The sequence below is a fragment of the Curtobacterium poinsettiae genome (assembly GCF_047226435.1).
GTDB lineage: Bacteria > Actinomycetota > Actinomycetes > Actinomycetales > Microbacteriaceae > Curtobacterium > Curtobacterium poinsettiae.
Genome location: NZ_CP178434.1, coordinates 491,288 through 515,289 on the forward strand (window position 1 = coordinate 491,288; position 24,002 = coordinate 515,289).

26 protein-coding genes are annotated in these 24,002 nt (G+C 72.3%); 16 read left to right on the forward strand and 10 right to left on the reverse strand.

Annotated elements, in window-relative coordinates; genetic code table 11:
• Positions 1 to 20: 20 nt before the first annotated feature.
• On the forward strand, positions 21 to 2,129 hold the full coding sequence (locus ACL00U_RS02375; RefSeq protein ID WP_071250539.1) for a PTS fructose transporter subunit IIABC: 2,109 nt from the start codon (positions 21 to 23) through the stop codon (positions 2,127 to 2,129).
• Positions 2,130 to 2,539: 410 nt separating this feature from the next.
• Entirely contained in the window at positions 2,540 to 3,313 is a 774-nt protein-coding gene (locus ACL00U_RS02380) for a DedA family protein (RefSeq protein WP_228499450.1), read from the forward strand.
• A gap of 3 nt (positions 3,314 to 3,316) precedes the next feature.
• Here ACL00U_RS02380 and ACL00U_RS02385 read toward each other — a convergent pair whose 3' ends face one another.
• On the reverse strand, positions 3,317 to 3,520 hold the full coding sequence (locus ACL00U_RS02385) for a DUF2945 domain-containing protein (RefSeq protein WP_017886355.1): 204 nt from the start codon (positions 3,518 to 3,520) through the stop codon (positions 3,317 to 3,319).
• Between the two features lie 211 nt (positions 3,521 to 3,731).
• Here ACL00U_RS02385 and ACL00U_RS02390 point away from each other — a divergent pair, with 211 nt between their 5' ends.
• Positions 3,732 to 4,784, forward strand: a complete 1,053-nt coding sequence (locus ACL00U_RS02390; protein ID WP_051067362.1) for a serine/threonine-protein kinase — start codon at positions 3,732 to 3,734, stop codon at positions 4,782 to 4,784.
• A gap of 76 nt (positions 4,785 to 4,860) precedes the next feature.
• The gene (locus ACL00U_RS02395; protein ID WP_412873769.1) at positions 4,861 to 5,481 is read left to right on the forward strand and encodes a phosphoribosylanthranilate isomerase; all 621 of its coding nucleotides are present in this window, start codon (positions 4,861 to 4,863) and stop codon (positions 5,479 to 5,481) included.
• Between the two features lie 233 nt (positions 5,482 to 5,714).
• Here ACL00U_RS02395 and ACL00U_RS02400 read toward each other — a convergent pair whose 3' ends face one another.
• The 3 genes from ACL00U_RS02400 to ACL00U_RS02410 all read right to left on the reverse strand — a co-directional run bounded on the left by ACL00U_RS02400 (position 5,715) and on the right by ACL00U_RS02410 (position 7,672).
• Positions 5,715 to 6,473 carry an HAD-IIB family hydrolase gene (locus tag ACL00U_RS02400; RefSeq protein ID WP_017886353.1) on the reverse strand — a complete coding sequence of 253 codons (759 nt, stop codon included), beginning with the start codon at positions 6,471 to 6,473 and terminating at the stop codon, positions 5,715 to 5,717.
• Between the two features lie 82 nt (positions 6,474 to 6,555).
• Positions 6,556 to 6,990 carry an acyl-CoA thioesterase gene (locus ACL00U_RS02405; protein ID WP_017886352.1) on the reverse strand — a complete coding sequence of 145 codons (435 nt, stop codon included), beginning with the start codon at positions 6,988 to 6,990 and terminating at the stop codon, positions 6,556 to 6,558.
• A gap of 85 nt (positions 6,991 to 7,075) precedes the next feature.
• Positions 7,076 to 7,672, reverse strand: coding sequence for a nitroreductase family protein (locus ACL00U_RS02410; RefSeq protein ID WP_412873770.1), 597 nt, complete (start codon positions 7,670 to 7,672; stop codon positions 7,076 to 7,078).
• Between the two features lie 84 nt (positions 7,673 to 7,756).
• Between ACL00U_RS02410 and ACL00U_RS02415 the strand changes: the two genes are divergently transcribed.
• Together ACL00U_RS02415 and ACL00U_RS02420 are read left to right on the forward strand one after the other, a co-directional pair.
• Complete coding sequence (locus tag ACL00U_RS02415; RefSeq protein WP_017886350.1) at positions 7,757 to 8,680, forward strand: AEC family transporter; 924 nt, start codon at positions 7,757 to 7,759, stop codon at positions 8,678 to 8,680.
• Between the two features lie 407 nt (positions 8,681 to 9,087).
• The gene (locus tag ACL00U_RS02420; RefSeq protein WP_042538723.1) at positions 9,088 to 9,495 is read left to right on the forward strand and encodes a hypothetical protein; all 408 of its coding nucleotides are present in this window, start codon (positions 9,088 to 9,090) and stop codon (positions 9,493 to 9,495) included.
• Between the two features lie 44 nt (positions 9,496 to 9,539).
• On the opposite strand, the gene ACL00U_RS02425 is transcribed toward ACL00U_RS02420, so the two are convergent.
• Positions 9,540 to 9,788 carry a hypothetical protein gene (locus ACL00U_RS02425; protein WP_056069500.1) on the reverse strand — a complete coding sequence of 83 codons (249 nt, stop codon included), beginning with the start codon at positions 9,786 to 9,788 and terminating at the stop codon, positions 9,540 to 9,542.
• A gap of 128 nt (positions 9,789 to 9,916) precedes the next feature.
• Entirely contained in the window at positions 9,917 to 10,753 is an 837-nt protein-coding gene (locus ACL00U_RS02430) for an exodeoxyribonuclease III (RefSeq protein ID WP_017886347.1), read from the reverse strand.
• A 115-nt stretch (positions 10,754 to 10,868) separates the two neighbouring features.
• Between ACL00U_RS02430 and ACL00U_RS02435 the strand changes: the two genes are divergently transcribed.
• Genes ACL00U_RS02435 through ACL00U_RS02460 form a run of 6 tightly spaced genes read left to right on the forward strand, consistent with a single transcriptional unit; the run spans position 10,869 to position 13,974 of the window.
• A complete protein-coding gene (locus ACL00U_RS02435) occupies positions 10,869 to 11,363 on the forward strand; it encodes an Asp23/Gls24 family envelope stress response protein (protein ID WP_140448277.1) in 495 nt (164 codons plus the stop codon).
• The gene (locus ACL00U_RS02440) at positions 11,360 to 11,551 is read left to right on the forward strand and encodes a DUF2273 domain-containing protein (protein WP_017886345.1); all 192 of its coding nucleotides are present in this window, start codon (positions 11,360 to 11,362) and stop codon (positions 11,549 to 11,551) included. The genes ACL00U_RS02435 and ACL00U_RS02440 overlap by 4 nt, the downstream gene beginning before the upstream one ends.
• Positions 11,548 to 11,961: a hypothetical protein gene (locus tag ACL00U_RS02445; RefSeq protein ID WP_159557232.1), complete on the forward strand. Its 414-nt coding sequence runs from the start codon at positions 11,548 to 11,550 to the stop codon at positions 11,959 to 11,961. The genes ACL00U_RS02440 and ACL00U_RS02445 overlap by 4 nt, the downstream gene beginning before the upstream one ends.
• The gene (locus ACL00U_RS02450; protein ID WP_071250528.1) at positions 11,958 to 12,572 is read left to right on the forward strand and encodes a hypothetical protein; all 615 of its coding nucleotides are present in this window, start codon (positions 11,958 to 11,960) and stop codon (positions 12,570 to 12,572) included. Before ACL00U_RS02445 ends, ACL00U_RS02450 begins: the two co-directional genes overlap by 4 nt.
• Complete coding sequence (locus ACL00U_RS02455) at positions 12,569 to 13,171, forward strand: hypothetical protein (RefSeq protein ID WP_259495256.1); 603 nt, start codon at positions 12,569 to 12,571, stop codon at positions 13,169 to 13,171. Before ACL00U_RS02450 ends, ACL00U_RS02455 begins: the two co-directional genes overlap by 4 nt.
• 8 nt (positions 13,172 to 13,179) lie before the next feature.
• Positions 13,180 to 13,974: an aminoglycoside 3'-phosphotransferase gene (locus ACL00U_RS02460; RefSeq protein ID WP_259495258.1), complete on the forward strand. Its 795-nt coding sequence runs from the start codon at positions 13,180 to 13,182 to the stop codon at positions 13,972 to 13,974.
• Positions 13,975 to 13,994: 20 nt separating this feature from the next.
• Here the strand turns inward: ACL00U_RS02460 and ACL00U_RS02465 are convergent, their stop codons facing one another.
• Together ACL00U_RS02465 and ACL00U_RS02470 are read right to left on the reverse strand one after the other, a co-directional pair.
• Positions 13,995 to 15,347, reverse strand: a complete 1,353-nt coding sequence (locus tag ACL00U_RS02465) for a M23 family metallopeptidase (protein WP_083389219.1) — start codon at positions 15,345 to 15,347, stop codon at positions 13,995 to 13,997.
• Positions 15,348 to 15,421: 74 nt separating this feature from the next.
• Positions 15,422 to 17,089, reverse strand: coding sequence for a hypothetical protein (locus tag ACL00U_RS02470; protein WP_412873771.1), 1,668 nt, complete (start codon positions 17,087 to 17,089; stop codon positions 15,422 to 15,424).
• Positions 17,090 to 17,185: 96 nt separating this feature from the next.
• On the opposite strand from ACL00U_RS02470, the gene pyrE reads away from it, so the two are divergent.
• Positions 17,186 to 17,737, forward strand: coding sequence for an orotate phosphoribosyltransferase (gene pyrE, locus ACL00U_RS02475; RefSeq protein ID WP_017886338.1), 552 nt, complete (start codon positions 17,186 to 17,188; stop codon positions 17,735 to 17,737).
• The gene (locus tag ACL00U_RS02480; RefSeq protein WP_412873772.1) at positions 17,734 to 20,022 is read left to right on the forward strand and encodes a septum formation family protein; all 2,289 of its coding nucleotides are present in this window, start codon (positions 17,734 to 17,736) and stop codon (positions 20,020 to 20,022) included. The genes pyrE and ACL00U_RS02480 overlap by 4 nt, the downstream gene beginning before the upstream one ends.
• Positions 20,023 to 20,190: 168 nt before the next feature.
• Here the strand turns inward: ACL00U_RS02480 and ACL00U_RS02485 are convergent, their stop codons facing one another.
• Positions 20,191 to 21,144: an aldo/keto reductase gene (locus tag ACL00U_RS02485; protein WP_412873773.1), complete on the reverse strand. Its 954-nt coding sequence runs from the start codon at positions 21,142 to 21,144 to the stop codon at positions 20,191 to 20,193.
• 108 nt (positions 21,145 to 21,252) lie between these two features.
• Between ACL00U_RS02485 and ACL00U_RS02490 the strand changes: the two genes are divergently transcribed.
• Complete coding sequence (locus ACL00U_RS02490) at positions 21,253 to 21,897, forward strand: HEAT repeat domain-containing protein (RefSeq protein ID WP_412873774.1); 645 nt, start codon at positions 21,253 to 21,255, stop codon at positions 21,895 to 21,897.
• Positions 21,898 to 22,261: 364 nt separating this feature from the next.
• Here the strand turns inward: ACL00U_RS02490 and ACL00U_RS02495 are convergent, their stop codons facing one another.
• Complete coding sequence (locus ACL00U_RS02495) at positions 22,262 to 22,951, reverse strand: metal-dependent transcriptional regulator (protein ID WP_017886335.1); 690 nt, start codon at positions 22,949 to 22,951, stop codon at positions 22,262 to 22,264.
• Positions 22,952 to 22,988: 37 nt separating this feature from the next.
• Between ACL00U_RS02495 and ACL00U_RS02500 the strand changes: the two genes are divergently transcribed.
• The gene (locus ACL00U_RS02500; protein WP_259495273.1) at positions 22,989 to 23,879 is read left to right on the forward strand and encodes a CPBP family intramembrane glutamic endopeptidase; all 891 of its coding nucleotides are present in this window, start codon (positions 22,989 to 22,991) and stop codon (positions 23,877 to 23,879) included.
• Positions 23,880 to 24,002 lie beyond the last annotated feature (123 nt).

The window sequence follows — 24,002 nt, forward strand, 5'->3', positions numbered from 1 at the left end:
CATTGCGAAGGAGCAAGCACATGTCCGCAGACTCGAGTCCGCGCCTCATCAGCGCACAGCTCGTCGGCCTCGACGAGGACCTCGGCGCCACGTCGACCGACGTGATCCGGGTGCTCGCCGACCGCGTCGCCGCGACCGGCCGCGCCGCCGACGGTGCCACGCTCGCCGACGACGCCATCAAGCGCGAGGCGAGCGTCGGCACGGGCGTCCCCGGTGGCATCGCCATCCCGCACGCCCGGTCGGCGTCGGTGTCCGAGCCGACGCTGGCGTTCTCGCGCCTGGCCCGGAAGGTGCCGTTCGGCGCTCCGGACGGCGACGCCGACATCGTCTTCATGATCGCCGTGCCCGAGGGGGCGGACAAGGACCACCTGACGGTCCTCTCGACCCTGGCCCGCGCACTCATCCGTGAGGACTTCACCGCCGCGCTCCGCGCCGCGACCACGGCCGACGAGATCGTCCGGTTGGTCGACGACGAGGTGAGCGGCGAAGTGGCCGAGGCCGGCGTCGGGACGGCGAGCAGCGCCTCCGCTCCGGCGACGACAGGCAGCGCGACCGCCGCGGCCCCCGCTGCCGACCGCAAGGTCTTCGTCGGCGTCACCGCATGCCCGACCGGCATCGCACACACCTACATGGCTGCCGACGCCCTCGTCGCCGCCGCCCAGCGTGCCGGTGCCGAGATGCACATCGAGACGCAGGGGTCCTCGCAGGTCGAGCCCCTCGACCCAGCCCTCATCGCCCGTGCCGACGCCGTCGTGTTCGCGGTCGACGTCGACGTCCGCGACCGCGGCCGGTTTGCCGGCAAGCCGCTGGTGTCCGGCCCCGTCAAGCGCGGTGTCGACGAGCCCGACAAGATGATCGCCGAGGCCATCCGCGCCTCGGAGGACCCGCACGCCGCACGCGTGCAGGGTGGTGCCGCCGTCGAGGGTGAGTCCACCGCCAAGAACGAGCACTTCGGCCAGTCGCTCAAGCGCTGGCTGCTCACCGGCGTCAGCTACATGATCCCGTTCGTGGCCGGCGGCGGGCTCCTCATCGCGCTCGGCTTCCTGCTCTCCGGGTACGGCATCGCGCTGGACCACGGTGACTCGGGGATGAGCAACGCCGCCTACACGCTCACGAACTCCACGCTGCTGAACCTGCCGCCGGAGGGCCTCGGGTACTACCTCGGCGCCGCCGCGTTCCAGATCGGACAGGTGTCGCTCGGGTTCCTGGTCGCAGCACTCGCCGGGTACATCGCCTACGCCATCGCCGACCGCCCGGGCATCGCACCGGGCTTCGTCGCCGGGTCGATCGCCGTCTTCATGAACGCCGGGTTCCTCGGTGGTCTGGTCGGTGGCCTGATCGCCGGTGCCGCCGCCTACTGGATCGGGCGCATCCCGACCTGGCGCTGGCTGCGTGGCCTGATGCCCGTCGTGATCATCCCGCTCTTCGCCTCGATCATCGCCTCGGGGCTGATGCTCCTGGTGCTCGGTGGCCCGATCGCCTGGGTCATGACCGAGCTCACCGCCTGGCTCAACTCCCTGTCCGGCGCCTCGGCCGTGCTGCTCGGGATCATCCTCGGCCTGATGATGGCCTTCGACCTCGGTGGTCCGGTCAACAAGGTGGCGTACGCGTTCGCCGTCGCCGGGCTCGGTGCCGGCACCGCCACGAACGTCGTGCCGTTCGAGATCATGGCCGCCGTCATGGCCGCCGGCATGGTGCCGCCGCTGGCACTCGCGCTCGCCTCGACCGTGCTCTACCGCAAGGGCTTCACGAAGCCGGAGCGCGAGAACGGCAAGGCTGCATGGCTGCTCGGTGCGTCCTTCATCTCCGAGGGTGCGATCCCGTTCGCCGCAGCCGACCCGCTACGCGTCATCCCGGCGTCGATGGTCGGGGCCGCGATCACGGGCGCGATCTCGATGGCTGCCGGTGTGACCTCACGAGCGCCGCACGGCGGGATCTTCGTCTTCTTCGCGATCGGTGACGTCCTGATGTTCGTCGTCGCGATCTTGGCTGGGACCGTGGTGTCCGCGCTGGTGCTCGTCGCCCTGAAGAAGTGGGTGCGTCGTCGCCCCGTCGACGAGGCCGCTGCGGGCAGCGAGGCTGCCGTGGCCGGCGAGACGATCGGCCAGCGCGCGCCGGTCGCCGCGTAGTCCGTCCGCGAGACGCCGGCGTCCGACTGAGACGCCGTGGCGTCGCCGAGACGCCGTCGGATTCGGGGGCGTCTCGCGGGAGCACGGGCGCTTCAGCAAGACGACGGTGTCTCGCGGTGTCAACGCCACCATTCGACGGACGGGAGGCCCGGTGCCAGCTGGCACCGGGCCTCCCGTCCGTCGTCCCGTCGCCTTCGCCCGCCACGCGCGCCGAATCACAACGACTGGTCACGGATCGTCGTCTGCGCCGGTTCCATCCGACACTTGCTGACCAGTCCGCGGAGCTGAGCGGGGTGTCGTGACCGGGCGGCACCACCGAGGCCGAAACCGAGGTCGTCGCTCTGCACGAACTCGGCCGACACCCAGGTGGCGCGCCGGGTCCTGACAGGGCGTTCAGGGATGCTGGGGGCATGACGACTGCCGTGACCGCCCGCGCCATGACCGTCGCCAGTGGCGACTCCACCGCCCCCTCGGACCTCGGTGGGCTCTCCGGCCTGGTGCTCCAGCTGATCGACGCCCTGGGGGAGTGGGGCGTCGGGCTGATGCTCTTCGTCGAGACGGTGTTCCCGCCCATCCCGTCCGAGGTGATCCTGCCGCTGGCCGGGTTCCTGGCAGGTGCCGGTCAGATGAACCTGGTGCTGGTCCTCGTGCTGGCGACGATCGGCTCGTACCTCGGGGCCCTGGTGCTGTACTGGCTCGGCGCGAAGATCGGGTTCGAACGCACCACGCGGTGGTTCGGCAAGCTGCCCCTCGTCGACGAGGACGACTTCCGCAAGGCGGCCGGCTGGTTCCACCGCCACGGCAAGAGCGCGGTCTTCTTCGGCCGGTTCATCCCGATCGTCCGCAGCCTGATCTCGCTGCCCGCCGGCGCCGACCGCATGCACCTCGGCACCTTCTCGGTGTTCACGATCATCGCGAGCGGCATCTGGAACAGTGCACTCGTGCTGCTCGGTGCAGCGTTCGGGTCGCAGTACGACAAGGTCGAGGCCTACACGGAGTGGATCGACCGCGTGCTCTACGTGGCCATCGCGGTGGTCGTGGTGAGCTTCGTGGTGCGGCGGCTCCGCCGGGTGCGGGCCGAGCGTCGTGCGGGCGGGTCCGACGACCACGACGACCGCGGCAGCAGCAGCCCGGCCGCGAGCGGTGCCCGGGGTCGTCGTCGCGCCGAGCCCGCCCGCGACTGACCCTCAGGCCTTCGTCAGCGCCGACTCCTTGTGGGCGGCCTGCTTGCCGCTCTTGCCCGACTCGACGATCCAGTACGGGTCGTCGTCGGTCGGCTTGAAGTGCTGTCCGTCGAACTCGAAGTCGCTCGTGCGCTTCCGCACGAGCGTGCCCGTCGTCTTGCCTTGCGAGGTGTTCCAGCGCACCTCGTCACCCTTCGACAGCGCCATGCTGTCCTCCTTGCGCGTTCGGTCTTCCTGATGGGTGTCGGACTGTACCCCGGAGATCCCCGGAGATCCCCGGAAAACCGGGGAAGTACGGCGGTCACGATGTCGTAACGGCCCCTGCGGATCAAGAGTCGGACGCGTACCGTTTCCCACGAGCACCACACGTCGGCACCAGCCGCGGAACCACGGCGCTCTGGACGGGACGACGGACACCATGACCCTGCTGGACAGCGCGCGGGCGGACACCGTCCTCGCTGCGCGGTACCGGCTCGTGAAGCTCATCGGCACCGGCGGCATGGGATCCGTCTACGAAGCCCGTGACGAGCACACGTACCGCGCCGTGGCCGTGAAGCTCTTCGCCACCCCGGACAAGATGACCACCGCCGACCGCGTGCGCCAGGAGCGCGAGATCCGGCTGCTCAGCATGCTCTCCCACCCCGGCCTGATCCCGCTGTACGACGCCGGCACCCACGAGTTCGAGGACGGCCCGCACCGGTTCATCGTGATGGAGCTCATCGCCGACACGACGCTGCTGCGCCGCCTGTCCGAGGGCGCGCTGCACAACTACGAGGTGGCCGACCTCGGCGCACAGCTCGCCGACGCCCTGGCCTACGTGCACTCGCGCGGCATCGTGCACCGCGACGTCAAGCCCGCCAACATCCTGATCAGCGACGAGGGCTCGTCCGGGTTCGCCCGCACCGTCAAGCTCACCGACTTCGGCGTCGCCCACTTCGTCGACGGCTCCCGCTTGACGAACGACGGCACGGTCATCGGCACCGCCGCGTACCTCAGCCCGGAGCAGGTCGCCGGCGAGCCCATCAGCTTCGCCACCGACGTGTACTCGCTCGGACTCGTCCTGCTCGAGGCGCTGACCGGCAAGCAGGAGTACTCCGGCACCCTGATCGAAGCAGCGCTCGCCCGGCTCCGCCGTGACCCCGAAGTGCCGGACGACGTCGCCGACGAGTGGCGCGAGCTGCTCAGCCGGATGACCGCCCGCGACCCCGAGCGCCGGCCCACAGCGGTCGCGATCGCCAACGCGCTGCGCGGTGGGTCCACCCAGATCACCGGCCCCGTGCCGCTCGGCCCGGAGCGCGTGAAGCACCAGCGCGACCACCGCATGCACCGCGCTGCCCACCGCCACGCCCGGCGCGGCACGTTCTCGGCGGTCCGCCGGTGGCGGCGACGGAACGTCCTGGTGGGGTCCTTCGCAGCGTTCGGCGTCACCGCGGCCTGCGTGGCCGCCTACGTCGCGGGCGCCCTGCACTGACCCACCCGCGGATCCGGACTCCGGACTCCGGAGACCGGTGCGCTGCGGACAGCGGCACCCTGGCAAGATGGAAAGCATGACCGACCAGCGCTGGATCAAGATCTGCGGCCTGTCGACGCCCGACACCGTGGACGCCGCCGTCGACGCGGGTGCCGACGCCGTCGGGTTCGTCTTCGCGGCGGGCAGCCCCCGCACCGTCACCGCCGACCTGGCGAAGGAACTGGTGGAGCGGGTGCCGGACGGCATCGACGCCGTCGGGGTCTTCCGCGACCAGAAGATCGACGAGATCGTCGGCATCGCGTCCGAGGTCGGGCTCACCACGCTGCAGCTGCACGGTGGCGAGTCGCCGTCCGACTTCGCCCGGGCCCGTGACGCCGGCTTCTTCACGATCCGGGCCCTCGCGGCCGAGGACTACCTGCGCGAGACACCCGAACAGCGTTCCGCGTTCGACCACGACCTGCTGCTGCTCGACGCGGCTGTGCCCGGCAGCGGCCGACTGATCGACCCGGCCACGATCGACGGCGTCGACGAGGCCTGGATCCTGGCAGGCGGGCTGACCCCGGCGAACGTGGTCGCCGCGGTCGAGGCACTCGACCCCGACGGTGTCGACGTGTCGAGCGGCGTCGAGTCGGAGCGCGGCGTCAAGGACCCCGCGAAGATCCGCGCCTTCGTCGAGGCCGTCTGCAGCCTGGGCTGAGCGCGCGCTCGCGCCGATCGGCCGCAGTCGCGGCTCTGGACGCGACCGCGGACGGACAGGAGGCGCGGGGCGGGCCCGCCCCGCGCCTCCCGTCCGCCGTGCCGTCCGTGTCGGGCGCGGAAGACGCCGTCGTGTCCTGTCGACGCCGCGATGCGTCCGAGACGCCGCCGGATCCGGCGGCGTCTCGGAGACGCCGCGGCGTCCTGGCGAGACGCCGGCGTCTCGCGCGGGGATCAGCGCAGGGTGGGGATGAGCTCGGTCAGGAACGCGTCGGTGTCCTCCCAGCCCTCGACCGCGTGGCAGGGGACGCCCAGCGCCTTCACCGGGTAGTCGTTGCCCTCTGGGTCGAGCCGGTCCCCGACGAAGAGCATGTCGTCGAGCGCGATGCCGGTGATCTCGGCGAGGCGCTGCATGCCGTAGGCCTTGTCGATGCCCTTGCGGGTGATGTCGATGCTCGTCGAACCGCCCGAGCGGACCTCGAGGTCGGCGAGGTCCTGCTGCACCAGGCGGCGCAGGTGGTCCTTCTTCTCGCCCGTCGGGTCCCACTGCTTCTTGACGTCCACCGGTGCCGACTGGCCGAGGGCGGAGAACGTGATCTGCGACCCGCGGTCCTCGAGGATGGGGCCCCAGGTCTCGGACTCCCAGTACCCGGCTTCCTTCGCACGGGTCTCGACCGCGGCGAGGGCGCGGTCCTTCTGCTCGTCGGTGAGGTCCTCGGCGTACTGCAGCGCCCAGTCCTGGTCCTGCCACCGGTAGTAGCGGGTGCCACAGGTCGGCAGGAGGTGCAGGGCGTCGAGCGTCAGCCCGTCGCGCTGCCGGAGCGGGGTGACCAGCTGCTGCTCGAACTGCGTGAAGTTGCCGCCGGAGATGACCGCGACCGGCACGACCTCGAGCAGGGACGCGAAGGTCTCGAGCATGCGGGGGTCGAGGGAGGACTTCGACGGGGCGAGCGTGTCGTCCAGGTCGAAGGCGACGAGGCGGGGCGTGGTCATGCCCCTGATCCTGCCAGAGGCCGCCGATCACATGCCGCGTGCGGTGCTCCGGGTTGCCGGGTGCTGCGTGATGTCTGCGGGGTCACGCGCGGTGCGTGGCAGGGACCCGGTCGCGGGCGTAGGTGATGTCGGTGTAGCCGTGCGGGGCGGGGTTGCCGTCCTCGTCGAGGTTCACGAACACGACCTCGTCGATCGTCAGGATGCTCCGGTGCGTGAAGAGGTTGCGCGCCTCGGCCCGCATGGTCAGCGACGTCCGGCCGAACCGGGTGGCGACGAGGCCGATCTCGACGATGTCGCCCTCCTTCGCCGAGGACAGGAAGTTGATCTCCGACATGTACTTCGTGACGACCTTGCCGTTGCCGAGCTGGATGATCGCGTAGACGGCGGCTTCCTCGTCGATCCAGCGGAGCAGGCTGCCACCGAACAGGGTGCCGTTCGCGTTGAGGTCCTCCGGTCGCACCCACTTCCGGGTGTAGAAGTTCATCTCCGGCGGGGCGTCGTCCTGGTGCTGATCCATGTCACGTCATGGTACGCCGACGGCCGCGCCCCCGCAGGGACACGGCCGTCGTGACGATCCGGGGGCGGCGGTGTGCCGCCGTCGCTCACTCCTTGACGAGGACGACCTCGTCGAGGGCGATGCGGCTGCGCGGGGCGACCTCGCGCTCGGCGGCCTTCTCGTCGAGCTGCGACGGGTGCGCGACGGTGCCGACTGCCGTGACGGTGTACGGGACGAACCGCTCCGGCAGGTCGAACGCGGTGCGCAGTCCGGCGGCGTCGATGCCCGCCATCTGGTGCACGTGCAGCCCCTCGGCGTGGGCCTGCACCGTCAGGGCGGCGAGCGACTGGCCGAGGTCGTACTGGGCGAAGGGACGCTCGTCGCCGTCGGCGGTCACGGTCTCGAGCACACCGACGACCAGGGCGCTGGCACGGAACGCCCACGCGGCGTTGAAGCCGAGCAGGTTCTCGTTGATCTTCCGGAACGTCTCGGTACCGCGGCGGCCAGCGATGAAGCGGCGGGGCTGGAAGTTCATGGCCGACGGTGCCCAGCGAGCTGCCTCGAGGACGGCGTCGAGCTGGTCGTGCGAGATCGTCGCGGTCTCGTCGTACGAGCGGGGGCTCCAGCGCTCCTCGAGCAGCGGCACGAGCGGCTGGCTGGAGTCGGTGGACCGGGTCAGGGTGTCAGCGTTCGTCGAGGTCATGGTGCGCTCAACGGTATTCGATGCGTACGCATTTCCGACCTGAGTGACGTCACATCCCCGCCTCCAGGTGCCAGGATGGAGGGGATGGGTGGCGTGTTGACCGGCTTCGCGATCATCGGCGTGATCATCGCCGGTGGGTACGTCGTCGGACGCATCGGTCTGCTCGGCCCGCACGCACAGTTCGTGATGAGCCGGCTCGCGTTCTTCGTGCTCATGCCGTGCCTGCTGTTCCACACCATCGCGACGGCCGACATCGCGTCGCTGCTGTCGTCGATGCTCTGGGTCTCACTGCTGAGTGCTGCCGTGGTCGCCCTCGCCGCCGCCGTGGTGTTCCGCTTCGTGCTGCGGCGGTCCGTCACCACGACCACCGTCGGAGCGCTGGCCTCGAGCTACGTCAACGCGAACAACATCGGGCTGCCGGTGGCCGTCTACGTGCTGGGGCAGGCGACCGCGGTCGTGCCGGTGATCCTGCTGCAGCTCGTCGTGATGGCCCCGATCGCGCTGACGATCCTCGACGCCGCGACCGCGGGTGGTGGCGGGTGGGGCAGGCGGATCGCCGGGCCGTTCCGGAACCCGATCATCATCGCCTCGCTCGTCGGGCTCGTGTGCTCGGCGACGGGGCTCACCCTGCCCGACCCCGTGCTCGAGCCGTTCTCGCTCGTCGGCGCTGCCGCGGTGCCGGTCGTGCTGCTGTCGTTCGGGATGAGCCTGCACGGTGCGACCCCGCTGCGGGACCCGGCGATCCGGACGGACGTCATCGTGGCGTCGTCGATCAAGCTCGTGGTGATGCCGGCGGTGGCGTTCGTGTTCGCCCGGTTCGTGTTCGGCCTCGGGGACCAGGACGTCTTCGTGCTCACCACGCTCGGCGCCCTGCCCGCGGCGCAGAACGTCTTCAACTACGCGCAGCGCTACGGGGCCGCGGTGCCGGTGGCGCGTGACGTCGTGCTCATCTCGACCCTCGGCTCGGTGCCCGTGCTGGTCGCGATCGCCGCCCTGCTGCACCCGTAGCGCTCGAGACGCCGGCGTGTGGCTTTGCGGAAGACGCCGTCGTGTTGTCGAGACGCCGGCGTGTGGCTTTCCGGAAGACGCCGTCGTGTTGCCGAGACGCCTCGATTTCGCCGAGACGCCGCCGCATTCGGCGGCGTCTCGCGAACTTGCGGGCGTCGTGCGCGCACGCCGGCGTCTTCCGCGCCCTGGACGCGCGGCGGGACGGACGGGAGGCGCGTGGCGGGGCTGCACCGGGCCTCCCGTCCGTCACGTGGTGGCGACCACCGCGGACCGTGCGCAGGAACGGTCGAGTCGCGCCCGCCGACCCGACCGTTCCTGCTCACGAAGTGGGAACAGCGCGCGCGTATGGTGGCGGGCACGCGGGGCGGACCGCCTCGCGACCGATGACCACGACGAGGAGACCTCCGATGGACACGATGGCGATGATGCAGAACATGTCGACGACGGACATGCCCGTGCAGATGGACATGAGCACGATGCAGGACACGATGATGGCGATGAACGCCGCGTCGATGGCCGCGACGATGTGTTCCGCGGCCGACATGCGCATGGGCGGCGACATGGCCACCTGCGCCGCGATGTGCTCGAACACCGCGATGCTCGCCGACACCGGCATGCGGATGATGATGCGTCCGATGGGCATGGACACGGCCGCGATGCAGGCGATGCTCATGGCCGTCGTCGCGATGGGCACCGCGTGCGCCGCCGAGTGCCGCACGCACCAGGACATGGACGAGTCGTGCCGCTACTGCGCGATGGCCTGCGACGAGATGGTGTCGAAGTGCCAGGCGATGCTCGACGCGATGACCGCGTGAGCCGCTCCGCGTGAGCCGCTCCGGCTGCGCTGCGCTGCGCTGCGCTACGCGACGCGCGCGGTGGTCTGCCGGCTGCCGGCGCTGAGGATCTCGGCGACCGGGTGGTGGGCGACCGGTTCGCCGACCGACAGGACGCCGTCCGCGTCCGCCACCCGCAGCTGGGTGATGCTCCCGTCGAGGAACAGCACCACGGCGTCGGCTGCGCGGGTCTCGACGACGATGCCGTCGCGCCACGCAGCGGGGGCCGCGGTCGCCATGAGGCGCTGGATGGGAAGGATCGTCGTGCGTGACATGGCTTCACCTGCTCTCGAAGGGGTTCGGTGCAGGAAACCTACGTCGACGTGACGGTCCTCGGCGCGACGGCGGACGCCGGGCGTAACAGAGCGGGTGCCGACGTTCCGGCCTGGTGACCCGGCTCCGCTCAGAAGATCATCGGGCGGTCGTCGTCGAGCGACGTGTCCAGGTCGAGGTCCACCACCACGGGCACGTGGTCGCTCGGGGCGTCGCCCTTCCGCTCGTTCCGGTGGATCGACGCGTCGGTGACGACGTCGGCGAAGGCTTGCGAGCCGAGCACGAAGTCGATGCGCATGCCCTCGTCGCGCGGGAACCGCAGCTGCTTGTAGTCCCAGTAGGTGTACCCGTCGGGCACGATCGGGCGGACGACGTCCTGCAGCCCCCGGGCCTCGAACTCGCGGAACGCTGCCCGCTCGGGCTCGCTGACGTGCGTGGACCCTTCGAACACCCGCAGGTCCCAGACGTCCTGGTCGAGCGGTGCGACGTTCCAGTCGCCCATCAGCGCGAGCGGGGTCTCCGGCGACGCCTCGATCCACTCCGACGTGCGGTCGGCCAGCTGCGCGAGCCAGTCGAGCTTGTACGTGTAGTGCGGGTCGCCGAGCTCGCGGCCGTTCGGCACGTAGAGGCTCCAGAGCCGCACGCCGTCGACCGTGACGCCGATCGCGCGGGCCTCGACCGGCAGGTCCGGCCCCTCGTGGCCCTTCAGGAACCCGGGCTGGCCCGGGAAGTCGCGGGTGACGTCCTCCAGCGGCAGACGGCTGGCGAACGCGACGCCGTTCCACTGGTTCAGGCCGTGGGCCTCGACGTGGTAGCCCGCAGCCTCGAACTGCTCGACCGGGAACTGCTCCGGCTTGCACTTGATCTCCTGCATACCGAGGACGTCGACGTCCTCACGCACCAGCCAGTCGACGATCCGACCCACTCGGGTGCGGACGGAGTTCACGTTCCAGGTCGCCACGCGCATGGAACAAGAACCTACCGGTGCCGACTGACGACGAGGTCGGCACGTGCATCGTCTGTGCGGCGTCCGGCACGATGGTGTTCGCTGGAGGCCAGCAATCGACCGCACGGAGGCAGCAATGGCATCGACGACGAACCGCGTCGACGGGACCCCGACCGGGGCCACGCTCGGCGCCGGGGCAGGCAACACCCAGCCCGCAGGCACCACCACGACGCAGGTCACCGCCAAGGGCAAGACCATCATCGACGACACGGTCGTCGCGAAGGTCGCGGGCATCGCCGCTCGCGACGTGCCGGGCGTCTTCGCGCTCGGCGGCAACGCCTCGCGCGCGTTCGGCGCCATCCGCGACGCCATCGGCTCGAGCGCGCTCGGCCAGGGCGTCCGCGTCGAGGTCGGCGAGACCCAGGTGGCGGTCGACCTGACGATCGTCGTCGACTACCCGACGCCGATGATGGAGGTCGCCTCCGCGGTCCGCGCCGCCGTCACGAACGCCGTGACCGAACTCGTCGGCCTCGAGGTCACCGAGGTCAACATCGCCATTAACGACGTGAACATCCCGGCCCTCAACGGCGTCGCGGACGAGCTCGACACCCGGGACGGTCGGGTCCGTTGAACGCCACCGTCGTCGGGATGGGCGTCGGTGCCCTGCTCGCGATCGTCGCCGTGACGCTCGGGTTCTGGGCGTTCGTCGTGGTCGCCGTCTGCATGGCGCTCGGCGCACTGGTCGCACGCATCGTCACCGGCGACGTCGACTTCCGTCGCCTGCTCGACGTGCTGCGCGGACGCCGGAGCTCGTCGTGAGCGACGCCGCCGTCGCCACGACCGGCGACCGCGGCGTCCGGGTCCCCGGTTCCGGTCCTGGCGCTGCTCCCGTCGGTGTCCGGGTCCCCGGCTCCGACAGGATCGGAGCCCACGCGCTGGTGCGGACCGCGCAGGCGGTCGCCGCCGAAGCGCTGCGCGTTGCCGCCCGGGAGGTCCGTGCCCGCGTCGCCGACGACGGCCGCGGTGCGCTGGCGGTCGAGATCACGGCCCCGCTCGCCCTGCCGGTGCTGGGCGCGCACGCACTCCCCGACGAACCGGTCGTCGCCACGGCGCACCGGGCTCGCGGCACGATCGCCGAGCGCTTCCGGACCATCACCGGCCGACAGGTTGCCCGCGTGACGGTGACGTTCGCGTCGTCGGTGGTGGACACCCCGCGGAGGGTCCGGTGACCGTCCCACCCCTCGTCGGCGCGCCCGCCGGGGACCACGCTGCCACCTACCGGCGCCTGCTGCGTCGGGAGACCCACGTCTCCCGTTCGGGCGCCGTCGTCGTCGCGATGCTCATCGCCCTGGTGCTCGCCGCCGCTGCGGTCTTCGCCGGGGCGCTCGTCCTGCTCGACCAGAACGTGCTCGGTGTCGACCCCCGTGCCGTGGTCGACGCCGCCCTCGCCGCGCCGGACGGCCTCGACACGACGATCGTGATCGGTGTCGGCGCCGTCGTCGCCCTGATCGGCCTGGTGCTCCTGCTGCAGGGGATCCTGCCGCAGCGGCGCCCACGCCACACGATGTCGTCCGACCGGCTCGCCGTGGTCGTCGACGACGAGGTCCTGGCCTCCGCCGCGGCCCGCGCCGCCCGATCCGCGACCCGTCTGGGCGCCGACGCCGCCGTGGGCACAGTCGGCCGTCGCACGGTCGACGTCGTGCTCCGGCCCGCAGCCGGGGTGGACGTCCCCGCGGTGGCCGCGACCGAGGCCGTCGAGCGGGAGTTCGCCGCGATCGACGCGCAGCCGGCCCTCGCCGCGCGCGTCCGGGTGCAGCCGACGGGGCGGGTGGACGGATGAACGCCACGAACCGCGCACTCGGACGCACGGCACTGATCGTGCTCGGGCTCGTCCTGCTCGTCGCCGGGGTCGCCGCGATTCTGGTGCAGACCGCACAGGGGGTGCCCCTTGTCGCATCGTGGTGGCGCGTGGTCGGCGATGCCCTCGCCGGACTCGGCACCGGAGCGTCGCGTGACGACTCGGTGTTCGCGTGGACCTGCGTGCTCGGCGGTGGTGTCGTGCTCGGCGTGCTCGCACTCGTGGTGCTGACGACGCTCGGCGGTGGTCGCGAGAGCACCGTGGTGGACAGCGACGGCTCAGCGGACGGCGTCGCCGGTTCGGTGCGCATCGAGTCCACCGCCGTGCAGCACGCGCTCTCCTCGGCCATCGGGGACCTGCCCCAGGTCGGCTCGCTCGCCGTCGACGTCTACCGGGTCCGTGGCGGTCGGGCGATCCGGGTGCGGGTCCGTCCGCGGCGGGGAGCCGCGCCGCGGGAGATCACCGAACGGGTCGAGGCCGTCGTCGCCGACCTGGACGCCCTGCTCGGCGAACGCCTGCCGGTGCTGCTCGAGATCGCCCGTGGTGGGTCGGGGTCCTCCCGCCCGGACCGCGTGCACTGAGCGTCGCTGTGGTGGGCTCGATCGGTGGACTGCCCCGGCCGGGCGAGACCGTCCCGGTGCCGCGCGTGGTCACCCAGGCGGCCCGAGGGCGTGAGGTCGCGCTCGTCTGGCACAACCAGATCGGCGGGACGACGTTCCGCATCGGGCCGGACGCGCACGCCGAGGAGTTCGTGAAGGTCTTGCCGCACGCCTACGGTTCGTGGGTCGGCGGCGAGGCGGCGCGGCTGACGTGGGCGTCCCTGTACGCCCGGGTGCCGGAGGTGCTCGACCACGGCGCCGACGAGGACGGCGTCTGGCTGCACACCCGCGCGGTGCCCGGCTGGAACGCCGTCGACCCGCGTTGGCACGACGAACCCCGGACGGCGGTGGTCGCGGTGGGCGAGGGGCTGCGCGCGCTGCACGACGCCCTGCCGGTCGACGACTGCCCGTTCACGTGGTCCACGGTGGACCGGCTCGATCGCGCGCGTGCGGCCGACACCGACGCCGACCGCGGGCCGGGCGCGCTCGGTCCGGAGCCGCCGACCGACCGGATCGTCGTCTGTCACGGTGACCCGTGCACGCCGAACACGCTCATCGGTGCGGACCGGCGGTGGAGCGGGCACGTCGACCTGGATGCGATGGGCGTCGCTGATCGCTGGGCCGACATCGCGGTGGCGACGATGGCGCTCGGCTGGAACTACGGACCCGGGTGGGAGCCGCTGTTCCACCGGGCGTACGGGCTGCCGGACGACCCGGAGCGCACCGCGTGGTACCGGGCGCTGTGGAACGGGGACGTGGACGACGTGGGGCCTGCCGAGGGCTGAGCCGGAGGCGGGCTGGTCGGCTAGAAGGCGACGCCCCGCGCGGACATGAACGGCACCGGGTCGGTGGTGGCGCCGTTGATGTGCACCTCGACGTGGCTGTGGCAGCCGGTCGATGCCCCGGTGGAGCCGACGAGTGCGATGAGCTGCCCCGCGGAGACCTGTTGTCCGGTGGCGACCCGGAAGCCGCCGTCGACGATGTGGCCGTACGCGGTCTGCACGCCGCCGCCGTGGTTGATCCGGACGTAGTTGCCGTACCCGCCGTACCAGCCGACGTAGTCGACGGTGCCGGCCGAGGCCGCGACGATGGGCGTGTAGCAGCCGCTCGCCAGGTCGGTGCCCTCGTGCATGGTCACGACGCCGGTGATCGGGTGCACGCGGTACCCGTAGGGGCTGATGACGTAGCCGCTGGCGGGGCGGACCCAGCCGGTCCCCGAGCCCGCGCCGACGGAACCGCCGCCGCCCGAACCGCTGCTGCCGGTCGAGCCGCCGCCTGACGGAGCGCCCCCGCCGGAGTTCGCGGCAGCCTGTGCGGCGGCCGCTCGCTGCGCGGCTGCTGCGCGCTCTGCAGCTTCGCGTGCCGCCTTCTCTTCCGCCGCCTTGCGGATGCGCTCACCCTTGGCGAACTCGGCTTCGGTCCGGACCCGGCCCGAGGTCAGCGTCGCGAGCTGGGCGTCGAGTCGTGCCTTGTTCGACTGCTGCTCGTCGTAGGCGGCCTGCACGGCGTCGGACGCCGTCTGGGCTTCCTGCATGCGGTCTTCTGCTTCGGCGGCGAGGTCGCCGAGTGCTTCGGCGGCGCGGTCTGCCTGCGCTTCGAGCGAGCTGGCGACGGCGGCGTCGGAGCTCGCGGCGGCCTGCACACGCTCGGCCTGCTCGGAGAGCTTGCTCAGTGCGCCGAGGTTGTAGAGGAGGTCGCTGGCGTCCTTGCCCTGGGTGATCACCGAGGTGGTGACGTCGGCACCACCGGAGCGGGACATCTGTGCGGCGAACTGGCCGGCCTGCGCGGCGCTCTGGTCGGCGACCTCCGCGTGCTCCTTCGCGTCGGCGCGGAGCTGCTGTTCCTTCTCGGCGGCGGTCTGGGCCTTGCGCTGCGCCTTGTAGAACACGTCACCGAGCTTCTGCGCCTTCGCCTCGGCAGCCTCGACCTTGGCGTCGAGTTCGCTGATGATGCCCCGGATCTCGGTGATCTGCCCCTGCTTCGCGGATTCCTTGCCACGGGCGGACTTCACTTCGTCCCACGTGGGGTAGGTCACCGCCTGGGCTGCCGGGGCATCGACCACGACCGTGCCGACGAGGCCCGCGAGCGCCAGGCCGGTGACGGCGAGGCGCAGGCGCACGGGGACACGGGGGACGCGGAGGCGTGAGGGGCGAGACATCGAGCACGAGCCTATACATCCGTACAGCGAGCATCGGACGGCAACGCGCCGCTGTGGACAACTTCAGCAGCGGATCAGAAGCCGCGCTCGCGGCGGATGACGTCGGCGCTCCCGACGACGTCGCGCCGCAGGAGGGCCTGCCCCGCGGTGCCGGCGTAGTCGTAGACGTCGAAGCCGGTGCAGTGGGTGATCGTCGCCGGCGGGCCGAGGGAGTCCTCGACCGCGGTGGTCCAGAGGTCGTGCGACCCGACCACCACGAAGCTCGGGTCGGCTCCGCGGTACGCCCCGAGGTCGACGAGCCACGGGTACGTCTCGAAGGTGTCGCGCACCTGCAGCAGCTCGAGGTTCGTCGACGCGTAGGTGGCGAGGGGACGGACGGTCCAGAACTGTCCGACGCCGGTGACCTGGCGTCCGTGCGCCCAACGGTCGAGGCACGCCGCCGCCGGGTACCGGGCGGTCGCCACGGCGTGGGCGGTCCCGGGGGTCACCGCGACGCCCACCGCGAGCACGGCGGCCATCGCGACCGCGACCCCCGCTCGGACGCCCCGGTGCGGACGGTGGACCCGTGTCCGGCGCACCGCGGTGCGGGTGAGTTCGGCCACGGCGACGAGTGCGAGCAGCGGTGCGGTCACGATCGGCTGCAGGTAGCGCGGGGTCTCGGACCCGGCGACGACGACCCCGACGGACACCGCGACGACGGTCACCAGGGGGAGCAGCGTCGCGACCAGCACGGTGCGGGCGGTGCGGACCCGCCAGGCCCAGACCGTGCCGCCGACGGTGACGAGCACGCCGGCGAACAGCAGCAGCAGGCCGACGTCGCCCGGTGCCGTGCCCGCCCGGTCGTCGGTCAGTGCCGCGAAGAACCGCAGCGTCTCACCGGCCCGCGACGGCTGCACGTACGTCGCGGGGTCGAGGGAGACGAACGGCCGCAGCGGGATCCGCACCAGGTACCCGACGACCGAGCCGATGGTGACGGCACCGGACAGCAGCGCCGCCGGACGCCACGGCACCCGGCGCGCCAGCACCAGGAGCCCGAGCGTGACGACGACCGGAGCGGCGGACCACGGCACGTACAGCGGGTTCGACGCCGTCGTGCACGCGGCGACGAGTCCGAGCACCACGAGCAGCAGCACCGACGCCCGGCCGAGCCGCACCGACCGCAGCACGAGGACCGCGGTGCCGAGCATCGCCAGCACGGCACCGTAGTAGTAGGTCGTCGTGAGCAGCAGCGACGCCAGCTCGAGCGAGGTCGCCGTCGCCGACGACTCGGTCAGCACCAGCAGGGTGACGAGGCCGAGCGCCCCGGCCGACACCGCGATCCGGGCGGGGCGCCCGGCGGACGGCATCAGTTCGTTCGCGGCCGCACGCACCAGCGCGTAGACGGCGAGGAGCACGAGCACCCCGTTCAACGCCAGGGCCTGCTGCGGCGTCGCGGTCACCAGCGCGCTGAACAGGTACGCGGGCAGCTCCGGGAAGAAGAACAGCGCGGGCGACATCGCCCACTCGAACGGCTGCCCGGCCTGCAGCGAACGCTCGACGAGCGGCAGCAGCACCGAGTCGCCGTCGTACCAGAGCAACGCCACCCGTTCCGTCGCGACGACGTGGCGCAGGGCGATGACGGCCAGGGCCAGCGCGACCAGGCCGCCAAGGGCCTCCCGTCCGATCGTGACGGCCACGGCACCCGGCCGGCGGACGCCGGCCGGAGCCGGCTCCACGGCGGCGCGACGCGGTGCACGGGACATGCCCCGGAGCGTACCGACGCTGCCTCGGTGCCAGCACGCACAGACGCTCAGGCTGGGGGAGCGCGCTGCGGGCCCGACCGGCTACCCTTGTGCGCTGTGACCGACGCGCGCGAACAGTTGATCCAGTACATCTCCTCCGAAGCGGTGTTCCACGGCGACTTCACCCTGACCAGCGGGAAGAAGGCGACGTACTACATCGACCTGCGGAAGGTCAGCCTGGACCACCGCGTCGCGCCGCTGATCGGACAGGTCATGACCGAGCTCGTGCAGCAGGTGCCGGACGTCTCCGCCGTCGGCGGGCTCACCATGGGCGCCGATCCCATCGCCAGCGCCGTCCTGCACCAGGCCGCCGCCCAGGGACTGACCTACGACGCCTTCGTCGTCCGCAAGGAACCGAAGGACCACGGCCGCGGCAAGCAGGTCGAGGGCCCGGACCTGCAGGGCAAGCGCGTCGTCGTGCTCGAGGACACCTCCACCACCGGTGGCTCGCCGCTCAAGGCGGCCGAGGCGCTCGAGCGCGAGGGCGCGATCATCGCCGCCGTCGCGGTCGTCGTCGACCGGGACACCGGTGCCAAGGAGACGATCGAAGCGGCTGGCTACCCGTACTTCGCAGCCATCGGGTTGGCTGATCTGGGGCTGACCGCGTGACCGAGGAGCGTCCGGACGACGCACGCGAACCCGACGGCACCGCCGGCCCGGCAGACGGGGACGACGGCCAGGAGGCTCGGCGTGCGTCCGGATCGGACGCTCCGTTCCACGGTCTCCGCAGCGCTGCGGACATCTTCGGGGCCCCGCGGGGCGAGGAGGACTGGCCGTCGCGCCGGGAGCGTCGCGAGGCCGAGCGCACCGCGCGTGAGACGGGCGCACCGCTGCCCGAGCCGTTCGTGCCCGAGCCCGAAGATGCTGCGCCTGCGCCTGCGCCTGCGCCTGCGCCTGCGCCTGCTCCTCCTGCTGCGCCGGACGACTCGACCCAGGCCATCTCGATGCCCGCCGAGCTGCTCGCGCCGTCGGAGAACCCCGACGCCGCCGTCGAGCACGAGCGCTCCACGCTGCACGACCGGATCCCGGCCGCCGCGGACGTCCCCCCGGACTCCACCGCACCGCACCCGTCGTCGATCGTGCTGCCGACGGCCCAGGCCCACCGCGACGAACGTGCCGCCGCGTCCAAGGCGATCGAGGACGAGCGTCGCCGCGTCGACCCGTTCGGCGAGGGCCGTGCCGACGTCGACTGGCTCGGCCGTGCGACGGGATCGCACCCGGAGCCCGTGGCGCCCGCTGCGCCGCAGCCCCTCGGTGTCGAGAACGTGCTGCCCCCGACCGAGGAGCCGCCGACCTTCACCGACCTGTTGCGCATCACGAGCACCGGGCCGGTCCCCACGCAGACCGGCGCCCACGACCGGCCGTTCGACTGGGCGATCGGCGACGACGACGAGCCCGGCGAGGTCCCGGCGACGCTGACCACCGACTCGTTCGACACCACCGCACTGTCCGCAGGGTCCTGGTCGCTCGCCGACGAGTTCGACGACGAGGACGAGGTCGTGGCCGGCGAGGTCGACACCCCGGCCGCCGGGCTGCCCCAGGCGCCGCGCACCTACCCGGTGCCGCCGGCCGTGCCGGTCCCGCCCGTGGTGCCGCCGGCTGTGCCCGCTGCCGGTGCCACCGCTGCCGGCGCAGGTGCCGCCGCCGCTGCTGCTGCCGGCGCCGCTTCGCCGGACACGAGCGACCCCGCGGACCCGACCGAGGCAGTGGACGCGCCCCGTGCGTCCACCGGAGCCGACGAAGCGCAGGCGACCGAGGGCCTCCGATCTGACGCCCCGACCACCGCGATCCCGGCAGCCGGGACGCCCTGGTGGTCCGAGCCCGACGCGACCGTGCCGCCGACCGCTGCGCCGCCGCTCGTGGAGCCGACCGCGGGTGCCCAGGAGTACCCGGCACACCTGCCGCCGTCGGTCGGACAGGACCTGGACGCCGTGCTTGGATTGGGCCGGACCGACACCGGTCCTCAGCCGGAGTCGCTGCCCGCCGCCGCGCCGGACGACCTGGACCAGTCCGAGTGGGACGGCCGCGAGACCAGCGACACGAGCGCCATCAAGGACCTGTTCGGCACCGAGGCCGTCGGGCAGCTCGGCGACACCGGCTACGACCCCGAGGACACCGGCACGCGGATGATGCCCGCGGCTGCCGTGCCCACTGCTGCTGCGCCGGCTGCGGCCCGCCCTGCTGCTGGTGCTGGTGTCGGCCGGTCCGCGGCTGGTCCGGACCGACAGCCCGGCGAACGCGACAACTTCATCAACGAGGGCTTTGCGCGGCTGCGGAACGAGGGCAAGCGCGGCAAGCAGCTGCTGATCTACGGGTCGATCGCCCTGATCCTCGTGCTCATCGTGCTGGTCTTCCTGCTGTCGAAGTGGATCCTCGGCAACAACATCGCCGACCAGGCCGTCCCGACGAAGTCGCCCTCGGCTGCGTCGTCGGCATCGGCGGCCCCGACCGCCGCTCCCTCGACCGCGCAGTCGAGCGAGGCCACCGCACCCGCCGCCGCGCTGCAGTTCGCGACCACACCGGCCCAGCCCGGTGAGCACCCGTGGACCGACCTGGCCGGTGGGGAGTGCCTGTCCCCGTTCACGAACGCGTGGTCGCAGACCTTCACGGTGGTGGACTGCGCGACGCCGCACATCGGGCAGCTGACCGCACGCCTCGCCGTCGAGGGTGACACCTACCCCGGTGCCGAGGCCCTTGCGACCCAGGCGGCCGACCAGTGCCAGTCCGACACGGCCCTGAACGCCTCGGCCGCGGCTGCTGTGGGCGACGTGCAGGTGCAGGGTTCCTACGCGCCGGACCAGGCGACGTGGGACCAGGGTGACCGGTTCATCGCGTGCTTCGTGACGCGGTCGTCGGGGCAGCCGCTGACCGGGTCGCTGGCTCCGGGGGCGTAGGGGCGCGGGGCGGGGCGCACCCGTTCCGCGACGATCCACCCCGTGATCGACGGGTGATCTGTCGGAACATGCACACGCAGCGGATGCGTGCGCAACGAACGACATCCCACCCGTCGAACGACGAGTGGGATGTCGGAACGTGCACGCGCCTCCTTTGGCGCGCGGGCGTCAGGCGCTCGCGGGCACCTTCGCCGACACGTCGGACAGCGTCTGCAGCTCGTCGGCGGAGAGCTCGAGCTCGGCGGAGGCCAGCAGCGCCGGCAGCTGCTCGGTGTTCCGGGCGCTCGCGATCGGCGCGACGACGTCGGGCTGCGCCTGCAACCAGGCGAGTGCGACCGTGGCGATCTCGGAACCGTGCGCATCGGCGATCGAGGACAGCGCGTCCACGACGGCGAGCCCTTCGTCGGTGAAGTAGCCGGACACCTGGCCCTCGCGGTCCTTGCCGGCGAAGTCGTCCTTCGTGCGGTACTTGCCGGTCAGGAACCCCGCGGCGAGCGAGAAGTACGGCACGACGCCGAGCCCGTGCTCGTGGGCGAGCGGTGCGATGTCGGACTCGTACGGCTGGCGGGTGACCAGGTTGTAGTGCGGCTGGATCGCGACGGGCTGGGCGAGGCCGTTCTCCGTCGCGATGCGGATCCACTCCGCGGCGCGGTCCTTCGAGTAGTTCGAGATCGCGGTGTACCGGACCAGACCGTCCTGCACGAGCTGGTCGAAGGCGCGGACGGTCTCCTCGAGCGGGGTCGACTGGTCGTCGAAGTGCGCGTAGTACAGGTCGATCCGGTCGGTGCCGAGGCGCTCGAGGCTGGCGCGGGCAGCGGCGGCGACGGTGTCGGCGCCCAGGCCCTGGAACTCCGGGTGCTGCGAACCCTTGGTGGCGATGACGACGTCGTCCCGCTTGCCCGAGGCCCGGAGCCACGAACCGATCACACGCTCGGACTCGCCACCCGAGTTGCCCGGCGCCCACGCGGAGTAGACGTCGGCGGTGTCGATGAAGTCGCCGCCGGCCGCGGTGTAGGCGTCGAGGACCTGGTGCGAGGTCGACTCGTCCGCCGTCCACCCGAAGACGTTGCCGCCGAGGGCGAGTGGGAACACGTGCAGGTCAGTGGTACCGATGCGGGGCATGCGGAGGTCCTTTCGTGGTCGGAGGTGCGGTGGGAGCGAACCGCACGTCTCCCGACGCTATGCCCCGATGCTTGACACGGCCCCGGCGCGAGGGGCTTCGATGGAGGGATGACCACGCTCACCGATGCCCTCACCGACCCGCGATCCTCTGCCCGGTTGCAGGCCGTGATGGCCGCGGGCACCACCCCGGACCCGTCGGACCTCGAGGTGCTCGTCGCGCAGTGCGCCGTGGAGCCGGACTTCTTCGTCCGCGACATGCTGACGTGGGCACTGACCCGACACCGGGCCGAGGACGTCGTGGCCCGGGTGCTGCCCGAACTCGAGCGCCCCGAGTCGCAGGCCCGCAGCCAGGCGCTGCACACCCTGTCGAAGATCGGTGACCCGGACGCCTGGCCGGCGGTGCGCCCGCTGCTCGGGGACCAGGACGACGAGGTGCTCCGAGCCGCCTGGCGTACTGCGGTCGCCCTGGTCCCCGGCGACGAGCGGGCGTCGCTCGCGCGGACCCTCGCGGTGCAGCTCGGCGTCGGCGACCGGGATCGTCGGCTCAGCCTGTCGCGTGCGCTGGTGGGACTCGGCGAGGACACCGTCGCGCCGGTGCTGGCCGCGGCTGCCGACCGGGGCTCCGACGTCGTCCGCGAGCACGTGCGCGAGACCGAACGCCTGCTGCACGACCCCGGCGTCGCCTCCGAGTACGCGCTCGAACGGGCTCGGCGCGAGGTCGCCCTCGGCCGGACGCGTTCCGTCAAGGGGTAGGGCCGGCGGGCGCGCCCGGCCGGGCGCGCCGAGTGGTCGCGGACTGTCGGTTGTGGGGCTGTCGGGCGACGGATGGTGACCGGTCGGCGGACGTGAGCGGGGTGTCGTGACCGGCGGGGGTGTCGGACGGGAGGCGCGTGGCGGCGGTGCGCCGAGCCTCCCGTCCGTCGCCACGCGCGTTCGCGGGGCGCGGTGCGGTCGTGACACCCCGTGCGCTCGGCGCCGAGCGGTCGCGAATCGTCGGTTGCGGGGCTGTCGGACGACAGTTCGTGACCGGTCGGCGGACGTGAGCGGGGTGTCGCGACCAGCCGACCGGCCGACCGGCCGACCAGCCGCGACCAGCCGGCCAGCGGCCGCAGCGCGGTCAGTCGCCGTCGGGCGCCAGCCAGATGGACGCGGCGGCGGCGGCCGGCAGGTCGACGAGGGACTCCGAACCGTCGGTCGAGCGTCGTGACACCGCGATGACGCCGGCGTAGTCGCGCACCCGCTCCACCCGCAGGTGCGTGCCCAGCCGGACCCCGAGCTCGTCGAAGTACCGCAGCAGCGACGGGTCGTCGTCCGAGACCCGGTCGACCGTGCCGCACGCACCGGGCTCGATCGCGCCGAGGAGCGTGCCGGGGGAGTCCGGCACGATGCCGTCCGCGCCGGGGATCGGGTCACCGTGGGGGTCGTGCGTCGGGTGCCCGAGGTCGGCGTCGACACGGTCCAGGAACCGCTCCGAGACCGCGTGTTCGAGCGCCTCGGCCTCGGTGTGGACCTCGTCCCACGAGTAGCCGAGCCGTCGCACCAGGAACGTCTCGATCAGCCGGTGCCGGCGGACCATCGCCACCGCGACCTGCTGGCCCAGGGGCGTGAGGACGACGCCGTAGTACGGGGTGTGCTCGATCAGGCCGTCACGGTCGAGCTTCTTGAGGTTGCCCGACACCGTCGACGCCGACACCTTCAGCGACGCGGCGATGTCCCGCGTCGCCAGCCCGGGCCCGCCGCGCTCGCTGGCCTTCCAGATGAGCTTGACGTAGTCCTCTGCCATCGTGGACAGGGAGGGCAGGCGCATACCGCCAATCGTACGTCCCGCCTGGTACAACCGGGAGGTGACCACGACCACCCCCACCCGAGCCCGCCGCCGTCGCTGGCCGGTGCCCCCGTCGCTGCTGCTCGGGCTCGCGCCGCTCGTGGTGTTCGCGGCCATCAGCGCCTGGCGCTCGCGGCCGAGTGACGACTACGCGACCCTCGCGCAGACCGTCGACAGCGTCGTGCACGCCCTGGTCATCCCCGAGGGCATCGCCGTCGCCGCGCTCGCCGTGTTCGTCACGGCGCTCGGCTGGTGGCGGATCGCCACGGTCGACCCGGTCCGGACGCGGGTGCGGTGGACGATGCTCGCGCCGATCCTCGTGCTGGTGGTGTGCGTCGTGCGGCTGCCCCTGATCGACTGGACGGCGCTGCCGGCGCACTACTTCCTGCTGCTCGCCGTCGGGGTGCTGTTCGTCGGGGTGTTCGAGGAGCTGATGGCCCGCGGGACCCTGCTCGTCGGGCTGCGCCGCCGCCTGCCCGAGATGGGTGTCTGGGCGCTGTCGTGTGTGCTGTTCGGGCTGCTGCACCTGCTCAACGCGCTCGCCGGGGCGGGCATCGGACCGACGCTGATCCAGGTCGTGTTCGCGGCATCGTTCGGGTCGACGCTGTACGTCGCGCGTCGGCTGACCGGGTCCCTGCTCGCACCGGTGCTGCTGCACGCCTTCTGGGACTTCGGGTCGATCGGGTTCTCGGCGACCGCGGACACGGGCGACTTCGGGAAGCTGACCCTGCTCGGCCTGATCGGGCTGTTCTCGTTCGGGGTGCTCGCGTTCGGCATCGTGGCGGGCGGGCTCGTCGCCTGGTACGACGACCGGCCGCGGCGGCTGGCGAAGCGGTGGCGGACGGTACCGCCCATGGGGGCGGTCGTGGTGCCGGGAGGCGAGCCGCGCCTCCAGGCCGACGTGGTCTGAGGGAACGGACGCGACGGGCGCGGGGCGACCCCGCGCAGACGCGACGGTGCCCCGGAACGCAGCACGCTCCGGGGCACCGGTCTGTCGAGTCAGTCGGCCCGACACGTCGTGTCAGTCGGCCCG

Excerpts from the sequence above, each read along its gene's own strand:
- ACL00U_RS02485 (WP_412873773.1), bottom strand. The coding sequence starts at position 21,144 with ATGCCCCGCATCGGTACCACTGACCTGCACGTGTTCCCACTCGCCCTC.
- ACL00U_RS02455 (WP_259495256.1), top strand. The coding sequence starts at position 12,569 with ATGAACGCCACGAACCGCGCACTCGGACGCACGGCACTGATCGTGCTC.
- ACL00U_RS02375 (WP_071250539.1), top strand. The coding sequence starts at position 21 with ATGTCCGCAGACTCGAGTCCGCGCCTCATCAGCGCACAGCTCGTCGGC.
- ACL00U_RS02430 (WP_017886347.1), bottom strand. The coding sequence starts at position 10,753 with ATGCGCGTGGCGACCTGGAACGTGAACTCCGTCCGCACCCGAGTGGGT.
- ACL00U_RS02495 (WP_017886335.1), bottom strand. The coding sequence starts at position 22,951 with ATGCGCCTGCCCTCCCTGTCCACGATGGCAGAGGACTACGTCAAGCTC.
- ACL00U_RS02410 (WP_412873770.1), bottom strand. The coding sequence starts at position 7,672 with ATGACCTCGACGAACGCTGACACCCTGACCCGGTCCACCGACTCCAGC.
- ACL00U_RS02400 (WP_017886353.1), bottom strand. The coding sequence starts at position 6,473 with ATGACCACGCCCCGCCTCGTCGCCTTCGACCTGGACGACACGCTCGCC.
- ACL00U_RS02470 (WP_412873771.1), bottom strand. The coding sequence starts at position 17,089 with ATGTCCCGTGCACCGCGTCGCGCCGCCGTGGAGCCGGCTCCGGCCGGC.
- ACL00U_RS02425 (WP_056069500.1), bottom strand. The coding sequence starts at position 9,788 with ATGTCACGCACGACGATCCTTCCCATCCAGCGCCTCATGGCGACCGCG.
- ACL00U_RS02385 (WP_017886355.1), bottom strand. The coding sequence starts at position 3,520 with ATGGCGCTGTCGAAGGGTGACGAGGTGCGCTGGAACACCTCGCAAGGC.
- ACL00U_RS02395 (WP_412873769.1), top strand. The coding sequence starts at position 4,861 with ATGACCGACCAGCGCTGGATCAAGATCTGCGGCCTGTCGACGCCCGAC.
- ACL00U_RS02420 (WP_042538723.1), top strand. The coding sequence starts at position 9,088 with ATGGACACGATGGCGATGATGCAGAACATGTCGACGACGGACATGCCC.
- ACL00U_RS02435 (WP_140448277.1), top strand. The coding sequence starts at position 10,869 with ATGGCATCGACGACGAACCGCGTCGACGGGACCCCGACCGGGGCCACG.
- ACL00U_RS02490 (WP_412873774.1), top strand. The coding sequence starts at position 21,253 with ATGACCACGCTCACCGATGCCCTCACCGACCCGCGATCCTCTGCCCGG.
- ACL00U_RS02380 (WP_228499450.1), top strand. The coding sequence starts at position 2,540 with ATGACGACTGCCGTGACCGCCCGCGCCATGACCGTCGCCAGTGGCGAC.
- ACL00U_RS02405 (WP_017886352.1), bottom strand. The coding sequence starts at position 6,990 with ATGGATCAGCACCAGGACGACGCCCCGCCGGAGATGAACTTCTACACC.
- ACL00U_RS02465 (WP_083389219.1), bottom strand. The coding sequence starts at position 15,347 with ATGTCTCGCCCCTCACGCCTCCGCGTCCCCCGTGTCCCCGTGCGCCTG.
- ACL00U_RS02415 (WP_017886350.1), top strand. The coding sequence starts at position 7,757 with ATGGGTGGCGTGTTGACCGGCTTCGCGATCATCGGCGTGATCATCGCC.
- ACL00U_RS02390 (WP_051067362.1), top strand. The coding sequence starts at position 3,732 with ATGACCCTGCTGGACAGCGCGCGGGCGGACACCGTCCTCGCTGCGCGG.